General features: G+C 73.6%; 18 protein-coding genes. 2 read left to right on the top strand and 16 right to left on the bottom strand.

Going from position 1 to position 17,729, the window contains the following annotated elements; translation table 11 throughout:
- Nucleotides 1-31 precede the first annotated feature (31 nt).
- From WCD58_RS14930 to WCD58_RS14920, 3 genes are all read right to left on the bottom strand, one after another.
- Nucleotides 32-472, bottom strand: coding sequence for a hypothetical protein (locus WCD58_RS14930; protein WP_337703838.1), 441 nt, complete (start codon nucleotides 470-472; stop codon nucleotides 32-34).
- Nucleotides 473-684: 212 nt separating this feature from the next.
- Nucleotides 685-1,617 (bottom strand): oxidoreductase, encoded by a 933-nt coding sequence (locus tag WCD58_RS14925; RefSeq protein ID WP_337703837.1) that lies wholly within the window; start codon nucleotides 1,615-1,617, stop codon nucleotides 685-687.
- The gene (locus tag WCD58_RS14920; RefSeq protein ID WP_337703836.1) at nucleotides 1,614-2,378 is read right to left on the bottom strand and encodes a dihydrodipicolinate synthase family protein; all 765 of its coding nucleotides are present in this window, start codon (nucleotides 2,376-2,378) and stop codon (nucleotides 1,614-1,616) included. Before WCD58_RS14920 ends, WCD58_RS14925 begins: the two co-directional genes overlap by 4 nt.
- Nucleotides 2,379-2,639: 261 nt before the next feature.
- Between WCD58_RS14920 and WCD58_RS14915 the strand changes: the two genes are divergently transcribed.
- Nucleotides 2,640-3,836: a hypothetical protein gene (locus WCD58_RS14915; protein ID WP_337703835.1), complete on the top strand. Its 1,197-nt coding sequence runs from the start codon at nucleotides 2,640-2,642 to the stop codon at nucleotides 3,834-3,836.
- Between the two features lie 189 nt (nucleotides 3,837-4,025).
- Here the strand turns inward: WCD58_RS14915 and WCD58_RS14910 are convergent, their stop codons facing one another.
- The 4 genes from WCD58_RS14910 to WCD58_RS14895 are packed head-to-tail and all read right to left on the bottom strand — an operon-like array spanning nucleotide 4,026 to nucleotide 6,816.
- Complete coding sequence (locus WCD58_RS14910; protein WP_337703834.1) at nucleotides 4,026-4,799, bottom strand: class I SAM-dependent methyltransferase; 774 nt, start codon at nucleotides 4,797-4,799, stop codon at nucleotides 4,026-4,028.
- 32 nt (nucleotides 4,800-4,831) lie between these two features.
- Nucleotides 4,832-5,197: a hypothetical protein gene (locus WCD58_RS14905; protein WP_337703833.1), complete on the bottom strand. Its 366-nt coding sequence runs from the start codon at nucleotides 5,195-5,197 to the stop codon at nucleotides 4,832-4,834.
- Between the two features lie 34 nt (nucleotides 5,198-5,231).
- Nucleotides 5,232-5,738, bottom strand: coding sequence for a hypothetical protein (locus tag WCD58_RS14900; RefSeq protein ID WP_337703832.1), 507 nt, complete (start codon nucleotides 5,736-5,738; stop codon nucleotides 5,232-5,234).
- A gap of 49 nt (nucleotides 5,739-5,787) precedes the next feature.
- Nucleotides 5,788-6,816, bottom strand: coding sequence for an alpha/beta fold hydrolase (locus tag WCD58_RS14895; protein ID WP_337703831.1), 1,029 nt, complete (start codon nucleotides 6,814-6,816; stop codon nucleotides 5,788-5,790).
- 158 nt (nucleotides 6,817-6,974) lie between these two features.
- Between WCD58_RS14895 and WCD58_RS14890 the strand changes: the two genes are divergently transcribed.
- Nucleotides 6,975-7,724: a sulfite exporter TauE/SafE family protein gene (locus WCD58_RS14890; RefSeq protein WP_337703830.1), complete on the top strand. Its 750-nt coding sequence runs from the start codon at nucleotides 6,975-6,977 to the stop codon at nucleotides 7,722-7,724.
- A 1-nt stretch (nucleotide 7,725) separates the two neighbouring features.
- On the opposite strand, the gene WCD58_RS14885 is transcribed toward WCD58_RS14890, so the two are convergent.
- From WCD58_RS14885 to WCD58_RS14845, 9 genes are all read right to left on the bottom strand, one after another.
- A complete protein-coding gene (locus WCD58_RS14885) occupies nucleotides 7,726-7,941 on the bottom strand; it encodes a hypothetical protein (protein ID WP_337703829.1) in 216 nt (71 codons plus the stop codon).
- Nucleotides 7,942-8,081: 140 nt separating this feature from the next.
- Nucleotides 8,082-9,290: a DUF1501 domain-containing protein gene (locus WCD58_RS14880; protein ID WP_337703828.1), complete on the bottom strand. Its 1,209-nt coding sequence runs from the start codon at nucleotides 9,288-9,290 to the stop codon at nucleotides 8,082-8,084.
- On the bottom strand, nucleotides 9,290-10,588 hold the full coding sequence (locus tag WCD58_RS14875) for a DUF1800 domain-containing protein (RefSeq protein WP_337703827.1): 1,299 nt from the start codon (nucleotides 10,586-10,588) through the stop codon (nucleotides 9,290-9,292). The genes WCD58_RS14880 and WCD58_RS14875 overlap by 1 nt, the downstream gene beginning before the upstream one ends.
- Nucleotides 10,589-10,592: 4 nt before the next feature.
- Entirely contained in the window at nucleotides 10,593-11,351 is a 759-nt protein-coding gene (locus WCD58_RS14870) for a class I SAM-dependent methyltransferase (RefSeq protein ID WP_337703826.1), read from the bottom strand.
- 5 nt (nucleotides 11,352-11,356) lie between these two features.
- A complete protein-coding gene (locus tag WCD58_RS14865) occupies nucleotides 11,357-12,532 on the bottom strand; it encodes a glycosyltransferase family 4 protein (RefSeq protein WP_337703825.1) in 1,176 nt (391 codons plus the stop codon).
- Nucleotides 12,529-13,941: a hypothetical protein gene (locus tag WCD58_RS14860; protein ID WP_337703824.1), complete on the bottom strand. Its 1,413-nt coding sequence runs from the start codon at nucleotides 13,939-13,941 to the stop codon at nucleotides 12,529-12,531. The genes WCD58_RS14865 and WCD58_RS14860 overlap by 4 nt, the downstream gene beginning before the upstream one ends.
- 2 nt (nucleotides 13,942-13,943) lie before the next feature.
- Nucleotides 13,944-15,686, bottom strand: coding sequence for a polysaccharide biosynthesis tyrosine autokinase (locus WCD58_RS14855; RefSeq protein WP_337703823.1), 1,743 nt, complete (start codon nucleotides 15,684-15,686; stop codon nucleotides 13,944-13,946).
- A gap of 43 nt (nucleotides 15,687-15,729) precedes the next feature.
- Nucleotides 15,730-16,452 (bottom strand): hypothetical protein, encoded by a 723-nt coding sequence (locus tag WCD58_RS14850; RefSeq protein WP_337703822.1) that lies wholly within the window; start codon nucleotides 16,450-16,452, stop codon nucleotides 15,730-15,732.
- On the bottom strand, nucleotides 16,433-17,707 hold the full coding sequence (locus WCD58_RS14845; protein WP_337703821.1) for an MATE family efflux transporter: 1,275 nt from the start codon (nucleotides 17,705-17,707) through the stop codon (nucleotides 16,433-16,435). The genes WCD58_RS14850 and WCD58_RS14845 overlap by 20 nt, the downstream gene beginning before the upstream one ends.
- Nucleotides 17,708-17,729 lie beyond the last annotated feature (22 nt).

Genomic DNA, 17,729 nt, shown 5'->3' with positions numbered 1-17,729 from the left:
GGCAGGAAAGCACTCACATAGACCGGTCGGGTCAGCGCACCGAGGCGATCCCCTGGGCCAGGCGCGTGACCGCCGCGCGGGTCTCGTCGATGGCGGCGATGCAGGCGTTCGGGTCGGTGGGCGTGGAAGTGCAGCCGCCGCGCACGAAATGCTCGTGGCCCGCGCGGACGGCGACGGCGGGGTCGGTGATCTCGCGGTCGCCGGGCCGGGCGCCCGCCGCCGCGTTCCCGACGTTCAGGACCTCCTCCTCCCACCGCCCGCACACCGGCCACTGGCGGGCCAGGTCGGCGCTCGTGTAGCAGGAGTCCTGCTGGACGAGCCGCAGCTTGGTGCGCGCGGCGTCCAGCGACCCGTCCGGCCGCGCGGCGGGCGCCGACGTGCCCTCGGTGTACTCGGCGGAGCAGCCGGTGAGGGCGGTGAGGGCGAGGAGGGCGAGCAGCACCCCGACGACGACCCGCACCGATGCGATCACCGCGCCACGGTGGCACCGGCACGCCGGCGTCGCCACCGCGGCCGTGCCAGCGATGCGGCTTCGCTGGCATCTGACGCCAGGATCGCCACACGCTCGCTCGCGCGACACGCCGAGTGCGGGCCTGCAGGGAGATCACGGGCGTCCCTGTGCACCCCCGTCGCCGCGCCGCGGTCGATGACGTCGCCCCGGATCTCCCCCGCGCGCCCCGACGCTCAGGTCGCCGCGAAGTCCGTGTCGCTGCCCAGCGGTTCCACCGCGTCGACCTCCGCGAGACGCGCCCGGTAGGTCTGGCGCACGTTCTCGAACGCGTTCGGGCCGAGAGGGAGGCGCAGGGGCGGGTCGGCGAGGTCGGCGACGGCGAGCACGACCTGCGCGGCGCGGTCCGGGTCGCCGGGCTGGGTGCCGTGCAGCTTGACGAACTTCTCCCGCGACTCGTCGAGCACCGCCGAGTACTCCGGCATCGCCTCGGGACGCGCCGGCGATCGGCCGGCGAAGTCCGTGCGGAACGGCCCCGGCTCGATCATCGTGACCTTGATCCCGAATCCCCTCACCTCCGCCGCGAGCCCCTCGGACATGCCCTCGAGCGCGAACTTCGTCGCCGAGTAGATCGAGCCGCCCAGCGCCGAGCGCACGCCCGCGAGCGACGACATCTGGATCACGTGGCCCGACCCCTGCGCGCGCATCACCGGCAGCACCGCCCGCGTCACGGCGAACGGCCCGAACACGTTCACGGCGAACTGGTCGCGGATCTGCTCCTCGGTGAACTCCTCGAACGCCCCGCGGCTGCCGTACCCGGCGTTGTTGACCACGACGTCGATGCGCCCGAACTCGGCGACCGCGACGTCGACCGCCGCGGTCACCTGCCCCTCGTCGGTGACGTCGAGCGCCGCGACACGCGCGCCGTCCGACGCCGCGAGGTCGGCGATGTCGTCCACGCGCCGCGCGGTCGCGAGGACCCGGTCGCCCCGCTCCAGCGCGGCGAGGGCGATCGCGCGCCCGAACCCGGTGCTCGTCCCGGTGATGAGCCAGACCCGTCCGGCCCCGTCCTGCGGCGACATCGCCGCCTCCTCCCGCTGCTCGATCCCGACGGTCTCGGGGTCGAGTCTGCCCGGCGCCGGACCGCGGGGGACGGAGACAGCCCTCACCCCATGCGCACGACCTCGGACGTCCCGAAACGGCGCGCGACGAGGTGCTTCACGCCGCGCGGGAAGTCCTGCTCCGAGGCGACGTGCGCCGCGGCGATGGCGCGCTGGGCCGCGGCGTCGCCGGCGAAGGCCTCGACGCAGCGCTCCGGCTCGACGTTCGCGAGCGCGAGGATCGCGCCGGCCCCGCCGAGCAGGCCCGTGAGCAGCAACATCGCCGACGACCCGGTGTAGAGCGGGCCGTCGTAGACCTCGAGCGTCGCGAGCAGCCGCGTCGGGTCGCTCGTCGAGTCCTTGCACCCCGCGACCGGCAGCGACGGCAGGGTCTCGAGCGGGATGCCGGGCGGCGCGACGGCCGGGAAGTGGTACGCGAGGACGGGCACGTCGCCGGCCGAGTCGGCGACCGCCCGGTAGTAGCCGGTCGGGTCGGCGAGGCCCCGCGGGGTGCGGGCGATGACGGCGTCGACGCCGGTGTCGCGCGCCGCCGCGGTGAGGCGCGCGGCCTGGTGCGCCGACGACGCGCCGGTCCCGCCGACGACCACGGTGTCCGGCACCGCCGCGCGCACCGACGCGAACAGCGCCAGACGCTCGTCGTCGTCGAGCGCGTCGGCCTCGCCGGTGGTTCCGGCGACCACGATCGCGGTCGCGCCGAGCTCGCCGAGCTGGGCGGCGAGCTTGCCGGTGCCGTCGTGGTCGACCTGCTGGGCGTCGTCGAACAACGTCACGAGGGCGACGCCGACGCCGGTGAACACGGGCTCCGTCATTCCGGTCCTCCTCGCTGCAGGGCTGTGCGCTCCACGTTCGCTCACGGAGCGGCACGACGCGAGGGGCTTCGGGTGAGCGAGCAGTCGTTCTATCCCGCCACACGGGTGGCGCTGGGGTCGCCTCGCAGAGATCTCACACCATCGTGCCGGGCTCGTTACCTACTCGCGGAGCGAGACGTTGGGCCATTCGGCGTAAGGGGGCACGCCCCGGAGTCCCCCATGCGCCCCAAAGAATCCGGCACGCAGAAGGGGAACTCCCACATGGGTGTTCACACCGCTCCCCACACCTTCAACAGCGACCGCATCGCTCGTTACGCCGGCCGTGGCGCACTCACCGCCGCCGCCGCGTTCGCGCTCCTCGGCGCGGGCAGCAGCATCGCCTCCGCCACGGAGTCGCACGGGCACGAGCACTGCCAGGACGCCGACCACCACGGCGACAAGCACGACGACGGCGGCGACAACGGCTCCGCCGGCGGCAACGGCGGCAACGCCTCGGACGCTGGGGCCGGCGACGGTCTGGGCTCCGTCCAGGACGGCGGCGGTGACGGCGGCGACGCCGGTGACGCGGGCGACGGCGGCGCGGGCGATGACGGCGCGGCCGGCGGCGACGGCGGCCTCCTCGACCCGATCCTCGGCGGCGCTGCGGGTGCCGGCGACGCCGGCGACGCGGGTGACGGCGACGCAGGCGACGGCGACGCAGGCGACGGCGACGCAGGCGACGGCGACGCAGGCGACGGCGATGCAGGTGCCGGAGACGCGGGCGACGCCGGTGACGGGGAGGCAGGCGACGGCGATGCCGACGCCGGCGACCCGACGGGCGCGCTCGACCCGGTCGTCGACATCGTCACCGGCGGCGGTGACGCGACCGACGGCGACGCGACCGACGGCGGCGACGGTGGCGACGGTGGCGACGGCGGTGCGGGCGACGCCGGCGACGCGGACGCCGGTGACGCCGACGCCGGTGAGGAGCCGGACACGATCGGCATCATCGAGCCGGTCACCGACGTCGTCGACGAGGCCACGGGCGACGCCACGACGCCGGTCACCACCCCGGTGAACGACGTCGTCGACACGATCATCCCGCCGACGCCGGCCACGCCCGAGGCCCCGGAGGACGGCGACGGGGACGGCGACGGGGGCGCCGCCCCGGTCGGTCTCACCGAGCCGCTCACCAGCACGGTCGACGACGCCCTCGGCGGCGCCACCACGCCGGTCACGGACGTCGTCGACGACCTCGTCAACGCGATCGTCACGCCGGCGACGCCCCCGGGCGACACCGTCGGGGTCCTCGAGCCGGCCACCAGCGCCGTCGACAACCTCCTGGGCGGTGCCACCACCCCGGTCACGACCCCGGTGAACGACCTCGTCAACACGATCATCCCGCCGGTCGCGGCGCCGACCGCCCCGGCGCCGGCGCCCGCCCCGGGGCTGCTCGACCCGATCCTGAGCATCTTCTGATCCACCCCTGATCGACCCGGACCCCGGCCACCCGACGCGGCCGGGGTCCGCGTCGTTCCGGACCCGAGGACGAGGCCCCGGTCGCATCGCTGCGGCCGGGGCTTCGCCTGTCTGGGCGTCACGCTCGGCTGTGCGCGAGACGTCTGTGGGCGACGAAGATTCCCGCGCGGCCGGTGCCCTGTCGTGTGGTCAGCGGGAGGCGCCCCGCACCCGGAACCACCGCCCCGACCGCGTCCCCGCGAGGCGTTCCAGTCCCGCCTCCGGGAACCACGGGCGCGCCCGTTCCGCCGTGACGACGACCCACCGGCCGGCGACGGCGCGGGCGAGCTCGACCCAGTCCGGCGTCAGCGGGGTGGGGACGGTGTGGTCGCGCGCGAGGGCGAAGCCGTGGTCGGAGGCGCGGGGGTCGGTGAACATGGGGTCGAGGAGGACGACATCGACCCGCTCGCCCGCGGCGGCCATCGAGGCGAGCACCTGCCGGGAGTCGCCGTGCCGCACGCGCACCGGGGCCGAGCCGACCCGCGGCACGTCGCCGGCGAAGCCCTCCGTCGCGAGGATCGCCAGCACCAGGTCGGCCTCGACACCGAGCACCTCCCCCTCGGACCCGATCACCCAGGCCGCCACGAGCGTGTCGCGCCCGAGGCCGAGGGTGGCGTCGAGGACGCGGTCGCCGGGCTCGAGCTCCCCGGCCCGCACGAGCGGGTCGGTCTCGCGGTGACGCAGGGCGCGCAGTCGTTTCGCCGCCGTGCCCTGGTGGAACGTCAGCCGCCCGCGACCGGACTCGGCGACCAGGCCCTCCGCGGTGCAGACGAGCGCGGTTGCGGCCTCGCCGCGCGCCCCCGCCACCGACCCGCGATGGCGTTCGACGAGCCGCAGCCCCCACCGGTCGGCGAGCTCCCGCGCCTGCGCGCGCACGGCGTCGGACGGCGACTTGCTCGTCGTCACGACGACCTCGTGTCCCACGGCCCGCGATGGTGCCGGACCCGGGCGGGCGCTCAGCGACGTGGCGGTGGCGAGGGTGCCGGGCCCGGGGCCGGCGGCATCGGCCCGCGCTGTTGCAGGGTCGGCGGCGGGGACGACGCGACCTGCTCCCGGCCGGGCTCCGGGCGCGACGGACGGGGCTGAGGCGACGGAACCGGCCGCCGCCGCGACGGCCACGCGATCACCGCCGCCATGGCGAGCATGACCACCGACAGCAGGTCGGCGGTCGTCACGCCGTGCCGTCGCGTCAGTTCGAGCAGCACCTCGCCCTCGACGGGCTTGTTGATGCGCACCCAGATCACCGCGGCGACCACGAGCAGGGCCGCCAATAGGAGACGCCGCGTCGAGAACACCATGCAGAGAAGACGTGCGCGGGCCACGCATCGTTCCCCGGGGCGTCACCGGTGTGACGTGTCAGTGCTCCAGCACCAGCCGCAGGAGCAGCACGACGAGCCCGAGCACGCCCGCCCCGACCGCGCCGCGCAGCGCCCCGAGGAAGCGCCGTGCCCGCCACCCGCCGATCCCGCCGATCACGACCAGGAACGCCAGCCCGAGCCAGATGACGGCGTCGATCGCCGTGACGGGGTCGTACCAGTCGCTGACACCGCCGAGGACGACGACCGCCATCGGCACGACACCGAGCAGAAGGAACTGCGACGCGTGACGCGCGAGGCCACGGATCTCGGACCGCGTCGGCGGCGGCAGGTCCTGACGCGCGCGGCGGGCCAGCACCCGCGAGAAAAGGTGCGCGGCGAACGTCGCGATCAGCGGCCCGAGGATGATCTGCCCGGCGACGACGAAGTCCTCGATGCCGTCGTCCAGGGCCACCACCAGCACGGTCATCAGCACGACCGTCCCCTCGACGCCGATCTCGACGTCGAGGCGCAGCGGCCCCCACCGCACGACGGGCACGTCGCTCACGGGAGGTCATCTTGCCCGCGCCGCGGCCCGGGCAGCGGTCAGGACACGATCAGGGCGCCATCGCCAGGACGTCGCGGATGCCCCGGTCGATGAACGCCGTGTCCTCGGGGTTGTCGCCGCCCCCGGCGAAGTGGCCCCACACGCCCGGGATGACGCGCACCTCCCCGCGCCCGATGTGCTGCGACGCCCACTGCTCGTCCTCGGGCGGGAAGTACAGGTCCTTCTCCGCGGGCATCGACAGCACCGGGCAACGGATCGAGTTCAGCGCGGCGACGGTGTCGCCGTCGAAGCCGGGCGTCTGCCCCACGTCGCCGTGGAACCACGTCCACGCCATCGCGAGCAGGTTGTTCGGGTCGCGCCCGTCGAGCCAGAAGCCCTCCCAGAAGTCGACGAGGAAGTCCTCCAGCGACGAGGCCCCGAGGCGCCGCCACTCCTCCTGCCAGTAGAAGGCCTGCGAGAACCCCCACCCCGCGTAGACCCGTGCGAAGGCCCGGATGCCCTTCTCGGGGAGCCGGCGGTACCAGCCCTCCTCGAACACCGCGTCCGCCCGCAGCGCCGCGGTGATCGACTCGAGGAAGACGCGGTTGTGCGGACTGGTGACGCTCGACCCGCAGAACGGCACCGCCCGCTGCACCATCTCCGGGTGGCTGACCGCCCACTGGTAGGTCTGGCCCGCCCCCATCGACCACCCGGTGACCAGCGGCAGCGTCGAGATCCCGAAGTGCTCGGTGACGAGCTTGTGCTGGCACTCGACCTGGTCGTAGAAGGTGACGTGCGGGAACCTCGCCCGGTCGTAGGGCGGCGGGGTGTTGCTGGGCGACGACGAGAGCCCGTTGCCGAGCATGTTCGGCACGATGATGAACCACTCGTCGGGGTTCAGCGCCTTGTCGGTGCCGATGAGCCACTCGTTGTCGGTGTGCCGGCCCGAGTACCAGGTCGGGTAGACGATCGCGTTGCTCCGGTCGGCGTTCAGCGTGCCGTAGGTCTTGTAGGCGAGCCGGGCGTTCCGCAGCGTCGCCCCGTGCTGGAGGACGACGTCGCCGAGATCGAAGATCTCGTGATCGGTGGGAATGGGCATGAGCAGTCTCCCGTCGAGCGGTCGAGAAGCTTTCTCTGGAAACTAGTACGACGGTGACGGTCGTCAAGGCCAGCAGAGCCGAGCGCTGCGACGGGCGCCACGAACACGGAGGAACCGCGTCGGAGTTCCCTCGGGCCGCCGGGTTCTAGAGTCCGCACGTGACCCTGTGGCACGCGGTGCTGATCGCCGTCGCCGGCGTGTGGGCCGGCATGATCAACACAGTCGTCGGGTCCGGCACGCTGGTCACGTTCCCGGTCCTCGTCGCGCTCGGTTACCCCCCGGTGACGGCGACGACATCGAACGCGATCGGGCTGGTGCCCGGCAGCATCACCGGCGCGTGGGGCTACCGCCACGAGATCGCGGGCGCCCGGCGCCGGCTCGTGTCGTGGTCGGTGATGTCGGCGCTCGGGGCGCTCGGGGGCACCGCGCTGCTGCTCTCGCTGCCCGAGGACGCGTTCGAGACGATCGTGCCGTTCCTCGTCGGGATCGCCCTGGTGCTCGTCGTGGTGCAGCCGTTGCTGACCAGGCGCCTGCACCGCACCCCGTCCACGGCCCGCCGCACCTGGCCGCTGTACCCGCTGATCTTCCTGGTCGGCGTCTACGGCGGGTACTTCACGGCGGCACAGGGGATCCTGCTCATCGGCGTCATGGGACTCCTGCTCACCGAGCCGCTGCAGCGCCTCAACGGCTACAAGAACGTGCTCGCGGCCGTCGTCAACGTCGTCGCGGGCACCGTATACGCCGTCGTCGCCCCGATCAGCTGGCCCGTGGTCGCGATCCTCGCGGTGAGCTCGACGATCGGCGGCCTGCTCGGGGCGCGCGTCGGGCGCCGGCTCTCCCCGACCGTCCTGCGCGCGGTGATCGTCGTCGTCGGCCTCGTCGCGATCGTCCGCCTGGTCACGGAGTGAGCTAGTTCCGACGGTGCTCGGTCGCGCGGTCGTGCTCGCCGTCGCGCGGGGCGGGCAGGTCGGCCGGCTCCGCGCCCTCCGGGCCGCGCTGCGCCCGCAGCACCTCTCCCGTGGTGTGGCGGTTCCCGCGCACGAGCCGTGCCAGGACGACGGCGACCGCCACCGAGACGACCACCCAGATGGTGGCTCCGACCAGCACCCACCCCAGCACCGACACGCCGGCTCCCACACCCGTCCTGGACCGGGCCCGTACACCGCCCCCCGCCCGATCACCGGAGGTGACCGACACGTCCCAGACTAGGCGGGCCGCAGGACCCGGCGGGGCAGTCGATCATCACGATGCCGCGACGAACACGGCTAGACCGGAGGCTTGACGAGGCCCCCGAGCCGCCCCCGCGGCTCGCGCAGGACGGCGTCGGCGTCGGCCTCGAGCACACCGTCGAGGACGGTCGCGTAGACATCGCGGAAGTCGACGGTCGGCCGCATGTCCCCCGCGTCCAGGTCCGTCAGACTCGGCATCGTTCCGTGCAGGCCGCCCTGCACGCGGTCGCCCAGCAGGAACACCGGACCCGCGGTGCCGTGGTCCGTCCCGTCGCTGAGGTTGGCCTGCACACGGCGCCCGAACTCGGAGTAGACGATCACCACGACGTCGCGGCCGGCGGGCGTCCCGGCCATCCGGGCCAGGAAGGGCGCTACCGCGTCGTCGAGCACTCCGAGCAGTCGCTCCTGGGTGCCACGTGCGTCGGCGTGGGTGTCGAAGCCGCCCAGCGACGCCGAGTACACGCGGGTCGGGACGCGGGCGGTGATGAGGTCGGCGGCGAGGGAGAGCTGCTCGGCGAGCTCGGTGCTGTCGATGGGGGTCCGCCCTGCCAGCGCGGGGGCGAGCGAACTGCCGATCGACCCGAGGTGCTCGACCGACTGCGCGACGCGAGCGCGGAACGCATCGTCGGTCGCGTCGGGCAGGCCGAGGGCGGCTAGGGCCTCACCCAGGCGGCCCTGAGGCATCGGGAGGCCACCCAGCGGGAGGGTCGCCGCAGCAGATCGCTCCCCGACGAGCAGCGGCGGCAGAACGGGGTCGAGCGAGAGCGCCCGCAACGGGTCGTCGCCCGTCGCGTCGAGCCAGCGCCCGAGCCAACCCGCCCCGCTCGGCGTCACGGGCGAGGCCGTCTGCCAGATCGCCATGGAGCGGAAGTGGCTGTGATCCGGCCGCGGGTAGCCGACGCCCTGCACGACGGCCATCCGTCCCTGGCGCCACACCGCCTCGAGGCCCCGCATCCCGGGGTTGAGCCCCAGGCCGGCGGCCAACGGCAGCACCTCGTGCGGGTCGTAGGCCAGATCCGGGCGGGCGCGGACGTAGGCGGGGTCGGCGACGGGGACCACGGTGTTGAGGCCGTCGTTGCCGCCGTAAAGCGTGACCACGACGAGCACCCCCTGGCCGTCAGGGCGTGGGTCGCGGGCAGCCGCGGCGAGGAGGTCGGACCAGGGTAGGGCCGTCGCCCCGAGTGCGAGGGCGCCGGCGGCGACGCCGCTGAAGCCGAGGAAGCGACGCCGTGTCACCGCTTTCATCACCCGCTCACCACGTACTCCGGGCTGATCGCAGCCACCGCCAGGAGCTCGCGGGGCTCGTCGAGGCGGTCTAGGGCCGTCGCCGTGCGCGCACTCCAGGTCTCGACACCGAGCACGTCGCGCGCCCAGTCGAGGCGCCCGGACGTCGGCGGGCGCAGGTCCGCACGGCTCAGTACGAGGCGGGCGACGGTGAGCCGGTCGAGGTTGGCGCTCGGGGTCAGCCAGGCGATGCCGTCGGGCCAGCCGCCGACGGACGGCGGGCGGAACGGCAGCTGCCCGAGCGACTGCAGCGCGATGACGAGGTGATCGGCCTCGTCGTCGGTGAGCGCCACGGCGCGGACGCCGACCGCCCGCATGAGACCGATCGCCCACTCCACCGGCTGCTTCACCAGCACCGAGGCACCGTCCCGGAACTCGGGGGCGCCGACGATCGCCGCCAGGAGCGCGCGCAGGTCGGTGGCCGGACCGTAGGCCCGCCGGAGGACGTCTCGTGTGCCCGCCGACGGCGGCGTCGACGACACGAGGCGGGCCCACAGGCGTCCGATGACGAAGTCGGCGGACTCGGGTCGCGCGACCAGCACGTCCACGAGACCGACGGCATCGAGCTCACCCGTGCGACCCAGGACGGTCTTGGCCCCCGGGTCCCACCGTCCCGGATCGAACTCGGTCACCCGCAGGTCCGGGTCGATCGTCCACCCGGTCAACGCCCGAGACGCCTCCTTGACGTCGGTCTCGCCGTAGTGGCCGAGACCCAGCGTGAACAGCTCCATCAGCTCCCGGCCGAGGTTCTCGTTGGCCGCGCCGACAAGGTTCGCCTGCCCGTCGAGCCAGTAGACGAGCGCGGCGTCCACCACCATCGCCCGCGTCATCGCCCGGAAGTCACCGCGCACGTGGGCGCGCAGGGTCTCGTTCTGGGCGAGCACCAGATCGGGGTAGTCGACCTTCGCCTCGCTGGTGGCGAAGTGGCCGTGCCAGAACCACGTGAGCTTCTCGGCGCACGGGTCCTCGGCCGCGGTCATGCGGTCCAGCCACCATAGGCGCAGCAGTCGCTGCTGGTCCTCCTTCATCCGATCGGCTGCGGGTCGCCGGGGATCATCCACCTCCACCGCCGGAACGGGGGGGAGTTCTGGCGGTGGAGAGGAGACCGCGTCCGGCGACCCGCCCGGGCCGGTCAGCAGTGCCGCGGCGACGGAGTCGAACCCGCGCACCACCGACCGATCCAGCTCTCCCGGGCGCGCTCCGAAGGCGAGTCGGTCGTGAAGACGACGGATCGCGGCGCGCTCGGACAGGACCACCATCGCGTCAGCCCCCGGTAGGGCTCTTCTGCACGAAGACATGGTGCATCGACCGCAGCGGCGGCGGCGTGACGGCGTGCAGGGCCTGGAACAGCCGCCAGGCCGCCGTCGACGTGCCGGCGTATGCAGGTTCCGCGTCGTGCAGATAGCTGTGGTGGGTGAAGGCGGGGCTCGGGAAGCACCGCTCGAGCGCACGACGCGTGTTCATGCGGTACGCGGTCGGGAAGGTGTCCTCGGTCTTCTTCTGCGGTTGGAGCACCGAGAGCACCCGATCGTGCAGACCGTTGGGCACCGCGCGCGCGGCCATCCCGATGTAGCCCCACTTGTTGGGAGTGCGGGCGCAGAGCCATCCGCCCGGCCGCAGCACCCGGCCCAGCTCGCGACCCGCCCACACCGCGTCCTGGACGTGCTCGAAGGTGAAGTCGGAGACCACGACGTCGATCGTGTCGTCCTCGAGCGGGAGCGGCTCCCCGATGGTGATGACCTCGGCCGCGGTCAGCGTCGGGTTGCCGAGGACGACGTCGTCGACGTCCAGCCCGATCACCTCGCCCGCGTGGGCGCGCAGGTCCTGCAGGTGCCTCCGCAGGGCCACGGGGTCCTCCACGAACCGGCCGCGACCCGCGCCGAAGCTGAGCACGCGATCGTCGGGACCGAGAAGTGCCACCACCCTGCTGTAGAACGCGACGGTGCCATCGATGCGGCTGTAACCGCCGGCCGCCGCCTCGGGATAGAGGGTCGGCGGGAGATCGTGCTGGGCCAGGGCCATCGGGTTCACCTGCTCGCGGGTCGGGAGGTCGGGAGGGTCACGGAGGAGGCCGCGGTCTCGTACACCGCAGTGATCGAGCGCAGCCAGGTGGCGGCGGTGAAGCGCTCGGTGAACGACGCGCGCGCCCGATCACGCAGCGGTGGTCCCGCGGCGAGCACCCGGAGCAGGGCCTGGGCGACCTCGTCGGTGTCCGGCGAGGGGCCGGTGACGACACCGAGGCCGTGCGTGGCGACGTCGTCGGCAGCGCTGTTGCCGGGGAAACAGATGACGGGCACCCCGGCGGCGAGGGCCTCGAGGTAGACCGTCGGCAGCCCCTCGAACCACTTGCTCGGGATCACCAGGCCCGCGTAGCCGGGCATCCGATCGCGGAGGTCGGTGTTGTCGAGGCTGCCCAGGAGCCGCACTCCGGCCGGCGCCACCGTCCGGATGTCGTCGGCGAGCGCCCCGTCGCCGACGATGTCGAGGTCGACATCCGCGGGCCAGGACCGAACGAGGTCGAGCACACCTTTCTCCGGGGTGAGGCGCCCGACGCAGAGGAATCGCTTCTCGGGGTCACGGTGCACGGGCACGGACGCGGAGTCGGCGACGAAGTTCGGCACCACCTCGAGCCGGTCCTCGGGGACGCCTGCCCGGACGTAGACGTCGCGGGCTCGCGCGGACAGCGTCACGAGGACGTCGGCGCGCCGCACCAGAGGGTCCGCCGCGGCACCGTGGCGCCCCCGCCAGGCCAGCGGGAGCGTCGCGACCCGGGAGCCGTGGAAACACCCGTGCCGCACGCCTGCCCACGGGTCACCGTCGGGGCAGGCCGTGCACGTCGCGCCGTCGCGGTACAGGTATCCGGTCGCGCACATCGGGCGGAAGTTGTGCACCGTCACCACGAGGGCCCCGCGCCACCGGCCCAACCAGCGGGTGCCGAGGTTGGGGAACAGGTTGTGGACGTGGACGACGTCCGGGCGGAACGCCCGGAGCTCCTCGACCGGTTCGGGGCCGACGCCGGTGACGGTGGTCAGGGCCGCCTCGACGGGATAGGTGGGTCGGCGGAGACGGTCGTCGGTGGAGCGGGACACCAGCGCGACGTCGTGGCCGGCCTCGCGCAGCGCCGCGACCTGCGCGAGGACCACCTGGTTCTCGCCGCTGGGCACACGAGAGCTGTAGAAGCTGTGGACGACCGCGATCCTCATGGTGCGCTCCCGGCAGGTACCGGGGTGCGCGTGACGGCCACCGGATCGTCGTGGGTGGTGGCCAGGTCGCGCACGTGGCAGACGGCACGCCAAGCCAGGTCGATGAGGGCGGCGTACACGAGCAGTCGGACCGAGCTCCGCAGGTTGTACTGCAGGCTGTAGAGGATGAACAGCAGCGGCAGCGCGGTGAGGACCAGCGCCATGCCCCGGTGCCCGGCGGCCGTGAGCGAAGGAATCCGGACGGCGAGGTAGCCGAGGAACAGACCCGCGATCAGCCAGAACACCACGACGACGACCCAGCCGTGGTTGCCCAGCTCGCCGATCGTCGCGTACGGCGTGTACGGGTTGATGCGCACGCTGCTCGCGACGTCGTACCAGCCCGCCGAGTCTCCCGGCAGCGGATTGAGCTCGATCCACATCGTCGATCGCGGGATCGCCGCGAACTGGAACGCGGTCGCCCCGATGAGCGGGAACGAGATGAAGACGTTGTCGAGGGCGCCGGCCAGGACCTGGATCGGGGACTGCGCGTCGGGCAGGGCCGCGAGGTAGGGGAACAGCCCGTGCTCGCCGCCGCCGCGGAGGAACAGCGGCAAGGGCAGGAGCGCGAGGGCGACGACGGCCGCCGCGACGAGGGCCAGCTGCGAGCCCCGGAAGGGCCGCGCGACGTGGAACCCGACGGCGAGCAGGACCGGACAGAGCGCCATCTGACGGCTGCCCAGCGAGAAGTACAGCAGCAGGTAGCCGACGGCCACGACCGCCGGCGGGATCCGCCGGGCCCCCTCCTCCAGGTTGAGGAGCATCCCGCAGGCGATCACGCCCGCCATGCCGACGGTCGCGGCCGGGCCGGCGAGCGAACCGTCCTCGCCGATGAGGTAGTTGTTCCTGCTCAGGAGGTCGGTGCCGTCGATGCCGATGACGACCAGGAGCGGGGTCGCGGCCACGGCCAGGACCGCCGTCCGCCGGCCCGGTGAGAGCACCGCCCCGACGGGCCGCCGGGGCCGGGCACCCACCGCGCGCACGACGTCGAGCCGCCGGGCGATGTGGAGCGCGATCGCTCCGCCGACCAGCAGCGCCGACGCCGAGACGCTGAGCAGGACAGCGGTGAGCAGGGTCTCCTCGTCGTTGAGCGCCAGCTGCACGCTCACGTTGCCGGACAGGTTGACCGAGCGGGCGACCGTGACACCGAGGGCGGCGGTGAGGACGAACGCCGCGGGGACCACGATCACCGGCGACAGGTAGGTGTCGAGATAGGTGCGCCGCACGAGGACCGCGAGCAGGAGTGGTGTGCCCAGCAGGACGATGTAGCCGACCGCGTCGAGCTCCCGGGACACCCACAGCGTCCCGAGCGGGACGAGCAGGGCCGCCGCCGTGTAACCGACTGCGGCCGTCCTCGCGTCGGCCCGGTTCATCGTCACGACGACGTGTCCGGGGTGGAGACGGGCCGCGGGCGAGGGGGGCGTCCGTTGTACCGCGCCGAGGCCGGCCGCGGCCCGAGACGGACGGAGAGTCCCACCAGCGAGTCGACTCGGGACGTCCCGCCGCGGGCCTCGGGGATCGTGACGGTCTCCGGTTCCGGCGTCGGTGCCGTCTCCGGTGCCGTCTCCGGTTCCGGCGTCGGTGCCGTCTCCGGTGCCGTCTCCGGTGCCGTCTCCGGGGCGTCCACCGGAGCCACGTCCGAGACCGGCTCGGGCTCCGGCGTCCGTGGGTCCGCCACCGGCTCGAGCCCGGCCGGCGCCGGCAGGGGGATGTACGCCGGGACATGGATGGTGGGCGTGGCCGACGGTGCGGGCGCGAGCTGCTGACGCGACGTCCCCACTGGGATGCCGAGGCGACGCGGACGCAGGTCGGGAACCTCCGTCAGGAGGCTGCCCAGCATGATCGTGCCGACGGCCCGGAGCATCTCCCTCGCCCGGCTCACCGCGTCGCGCGACGTGACGCCGCTGCGGCACACGACGATCGCGCCGGTGCACAGGGGCGTGAGAGTGGCGGCGTCGGCCGAGGTGGAGAGGGCCGGGGTGTCGAGGACGACCCAGTCGTACGACTGCGTGAGATCGTTGAGCGTGACGGGCAACAGCGACGACGACAGCAGCTCGCCGGGATTGGTCGGCACCGACCCGGCCGGGACGACGTCGAGGCACGGGCCGTAGCGGTGCACCACCTCGGCGGCGGGCACCCCGCCGGCGAGCAGAGCAGCGAGTCCGGGGCCCTCCTCCGAAATCCCCAGGAGCCGCCCGACGGCGGGCACACGGAGGTTCGCGTCCACGAGCAGCACCCGGTCGCCGCTGTGCGAGAGGACGAGCGCGAGGTTGACCGCCGTCGTGCTGCGGCCCTCGCCGGGCTCCGCGCTCGTGATCGCGATGGTCACGGGACGGCGGGCCGGAAGGGTGTGGCGCAGCGTCGTCCCGATGCGCCGGTAGTCCTCCGAGGCCGGCGAGTCGGGACGGGCGACCATCAGCGGCGCGCCGGGGGCGTCGGTCGGAGCCGTCACGACGCGGCCCAGATCGCGGGAGCCCACCAGCTCGGCGAGGTCCGACGACGAGACCAGGCTGTCGTCACGGCGGCGGCGCACGACGGCGACGACGGCGCCGGCCACCAGCCCGAGGATGATGCCGACGGGGATGTCGACGGCCGCGCGGGGTGAGACCGGCTGATAGTTGGGCGCCGCGGGGAACGCCGTGCGCACGTCGACCACGGACTGCTGTGTCGGGTCGCTCGGCCGCTCGAGGCCCGTGACGACCTGCTGGAACGCGTCGCCGTAGGTGTTGGCGATCAGCGCGGCACGCTCCGGGGAGCGGTCGGTGACCGTGACCGTCAGCAGCACGGTCTCGGGCTGGTTCGCGATCTCGGTGTTGTCGACGATCTCGGCGACGGACACGTCACCGAGGCGGTCGGCGGCCGCCGTGGCGACCCGCCCGTCCTCGAGCAGCTCCTTGTAGGACTTCACACGGTCCTGCGAGAGAAGACCCGCGTTGTAGGCGCTGGTCGCCGAGTCGTCGCGCCCGGCTCGGGACACGATGTAGAGCGTGTCGGTCGCGGTGTAGACCGGTGGGGAGACCAGGAAGACGACGAGACCGACGAGCCCGCCGGCCAGCGTGCAGACCAGCACACTGCGCCAGTACGTCCTGATCGCGGACAGGAATCCGTTGCGGGTCACGGTGTTCTCCTCGGGGTGGTGTGACGGCACGGCTCGGCGCCCATCAGCGGCACCAGGTCTGGTGGAACCGGACGCCGCTTCCGCCGGCGCGGTCCTGGTAGAACTCCCAGCACGCCGTGGTGCCGGCGATCGAGTTCGAGCGGGGGTCGCTGACCGTGTGCTCGGAGCCGTCGGGCAGCACGAACGTCACCGCAGGTCCGTCGAGGGTGACGTCGACCTCGAGCGGGGTGCCGTCGCGCGGGAGAACGGGATCGAACCCCCCGGAGGCCAGCACCACCAGCGCGCCGTCGTCGACGACACCGTGCAGCCAACGGTCGGGGGTGACGACGAGGTGGACCGGGGTCGCGCTCCGGATCCCCTCCCCGGGTGGCAGGACGCCGCCGGCCCACGCCGCGAGGCAGAGCGAGCCGTCGGTGTTCCCCGGCCCGAACACGAACCGCGCACCCAGGCGCTCGACCCGCGTGCCGAGGTCGAGGTTGACGTATGTCGCGCCCCGGTCCGCGGGGGTCTGCGCTGTGAGGGCGCCGCCCACGATCCACGGTCCACCGGTGACCCCGGAGCGTCGGACCACGTACGGCCGCCCCAGGGCATCGGTGGCCGGGAGCGGCCCGTCGGGTTGCGTCGCCCAGTCCTGCACGCTGAGGTCCTCCGGGCCGGGTGCCGCGGCGCGGGCCTCGGTACGCCCGCAGCCCGCGATGAGCACCAGCGCACCGAGTCCGGCCAGCAGCGGACGACGAGCGATGAGCTCAGGACTGTTCCCGGACATCGGCACCTCCCCCGACCAGCGCGCCCTCGGCGTCCGGCCCACCGGTCGCCTCGCTCAGACGGGGCGCGAAGAGCACGAACACCGCGAGGGCGAGAACGCTCTCCGCGGCGAGAGCCCACCCGACGCCGACGACGCCGCCGACGACCATCCCCAGCGCGGCGCCCCCGACGAGCAGCGCCCCGCGCACGACCTGGAGACCGAACAGGGTGCGGGCCCGTTGGAAACCGCGGATGAGCGCGTCGAAGGGCACGGTGAACCCGATCAGCACCGACTGGAGGGCGATCGGCAGGACCAGGACCTCGAAGGCCGTGTACTGCGGGAAGAACACGTCCATGATCGGGCCGCGGGCCGGGACGAGAGCCAGCACGACCACGCCCAGCGCCGCCGCCCCGAGGAGCGCCACCCGACGGAGGCGACGCACCGCGTCGAGATCTCGGGCCGCCACCGCGCGTGCCGCCACCGGGGTGAGCAGGACGAGCATCGCCGCCATCAGCGTCACGGCCGGCTGGAAGACCATGAGCTGCACGGCCCGCAGCCCCGCTGCGTCGACGGGCGCGAGCAGGATCCCGGCGAGCACGAGAACCGCGTAGATCTCGGCCTGCCCCAGGATCGAGGTCAGGGTGAACCACCCCGAGAGGTGGCGGCTCTCCTGCGCCCAGGGCCGCGGGTCTCTCGGCCGCAGCCAGGCTCCCCGCGCCAGGAGCCCGGCCACGACGATGCCGACCAGGGCACCGATCCCCCAACCGAGCGACAGGGTCGCGACCGTGAGCTCTCCCGCGAGAGCCGCCACGACGAGCACCACGCCCTGGCCGATCGCCCAACCGGTGTCGGACGCGAGCGCCGAGCCCGTGTGCGACCGCGAGAGCAGCACGAACCGACAGGCGTCCTGAGTCACGGCGACCGGCACCCACGGCGCGAGCCACACGAGGGCGCCCAGCGACGGCACTCCGCTCACTCCCAGAGCGAGCGCGAGCAGGCCACCGCCGACGCCCACGCACAGCGCGGCCCCGATCGCCGAGCGCGCCTCGGCGGGCTGTCGTTCGGCGGGCAGGGTCGGGAGGTGGGCGAGCATCGGCTCGCCGATGAAGGCACGCGCGGCCGCCAGCGTCACGGTGACGACGGCGTACGCGACGACGAAGGCCCCGAACTCCGCGGGCAGGAGCACCCACGACGCGATGAACGCGGTGAGGAAGTTCGTCGCGGAGCTGACGACCTGGTCGACCACCCCGAGCGCCGACGAGCGGGAAGAGGCCATGTCAGGCATCCACCCCGGAGAC

It is taken from the genome of Actinomycetospora flava, from assembly GCF_037400335.1.
Taxonomy (GTDB): Bacteria; Actinomycetota; Actinomycetes; order Mycobacteriales; family Pseudonocardiaceae; genus Actinomycetospora; species Actinomycetospora flava.
Note: the sequence above shows the minus strand (reverse complement) of the source record. Positions and strands in the feature narration are given on the sequence as shown.

What these genes read in the sequence shown, in the direction of transcription:
- WCD58_RS14920 (WP_337703836.1), bottom strand. Translation starts at nt 2,378, where the DNA reads ATGACGGAGCCCGTGTTCACCGGCGTCGGCGTCGCCCTCGTGACGTTG.
- WCD58_RS14915 (WP_337703835.1), top strand. Translation starts at nt 2,640, where the DNA reads ATGGGTGTTCACACCGCTCCCCACACCTTCAACAGCGACCGCATCGCT.
- WCD58_RS14895 (WP_337703831.1), bottom strand. Translation starts at nt 6,816, where the DNA reads ATGCCCATTCCCACCGATCACGAGATCTTCGATCTCGGCGACGTCGTC.
- WCD58_RS14880 (WP_337703828.1), bottom strand. Translation starts at nt 9,290, where the DNA reads ATGAAAGCGGTGACACGGCGTCGCTTCCTCGGCTTCAGCGGCGTCGCC.
- WCD58_RS14875 (WP_337703827.1), bottom strand. Translation starts at nt 10,588, where the DNA reads ATGGTGGTCCTGTCCGAGCGCGCCGCGATCCGTCGTCTTCACGACCGA.
- WCD58_RS14870 (WP_337703826.1), bottom strand. Translation starts at nt 11,351, where the DNA reads ATGGCCCTGGCCCAGCACGATCTCCCGCCGACCCTCTATCCCGAGGCG.
- WCD58_RS14865 (WP_337703825.1), bottom strand. Translation starts at nt 12,532, where the DNA reads ATGAGGATCGCGGTCGTCCACAGCTTCTACAGCTCTCGTGTGCCCAGC.
- WCD58_RS14860 (WP_337703824.1), bottom strand. Translation starts at nt 13,941, where the DNA reads ATGAACCGGGCCGACGCGAGGACGGCCGCAGTCGGTTACACGGCGGCG.
- WCD58_RS14850 (WP_337703822.1), bottom strand. Translation starts at nt 16,452, where the DNA reads ATGTCCGGGAACAGTCCTGAGCTCATCGCTCGTCGTCCGCTGCTGGCC.
- WCD58_RS14845 (WP_337703821.1), bottom strand. Translation starts at nt 17,707, where the DNA reads ATGGCCTCTTCCCGCTCGTCGGCGCTCGGGGTGGTCGACCAGGTCGTC.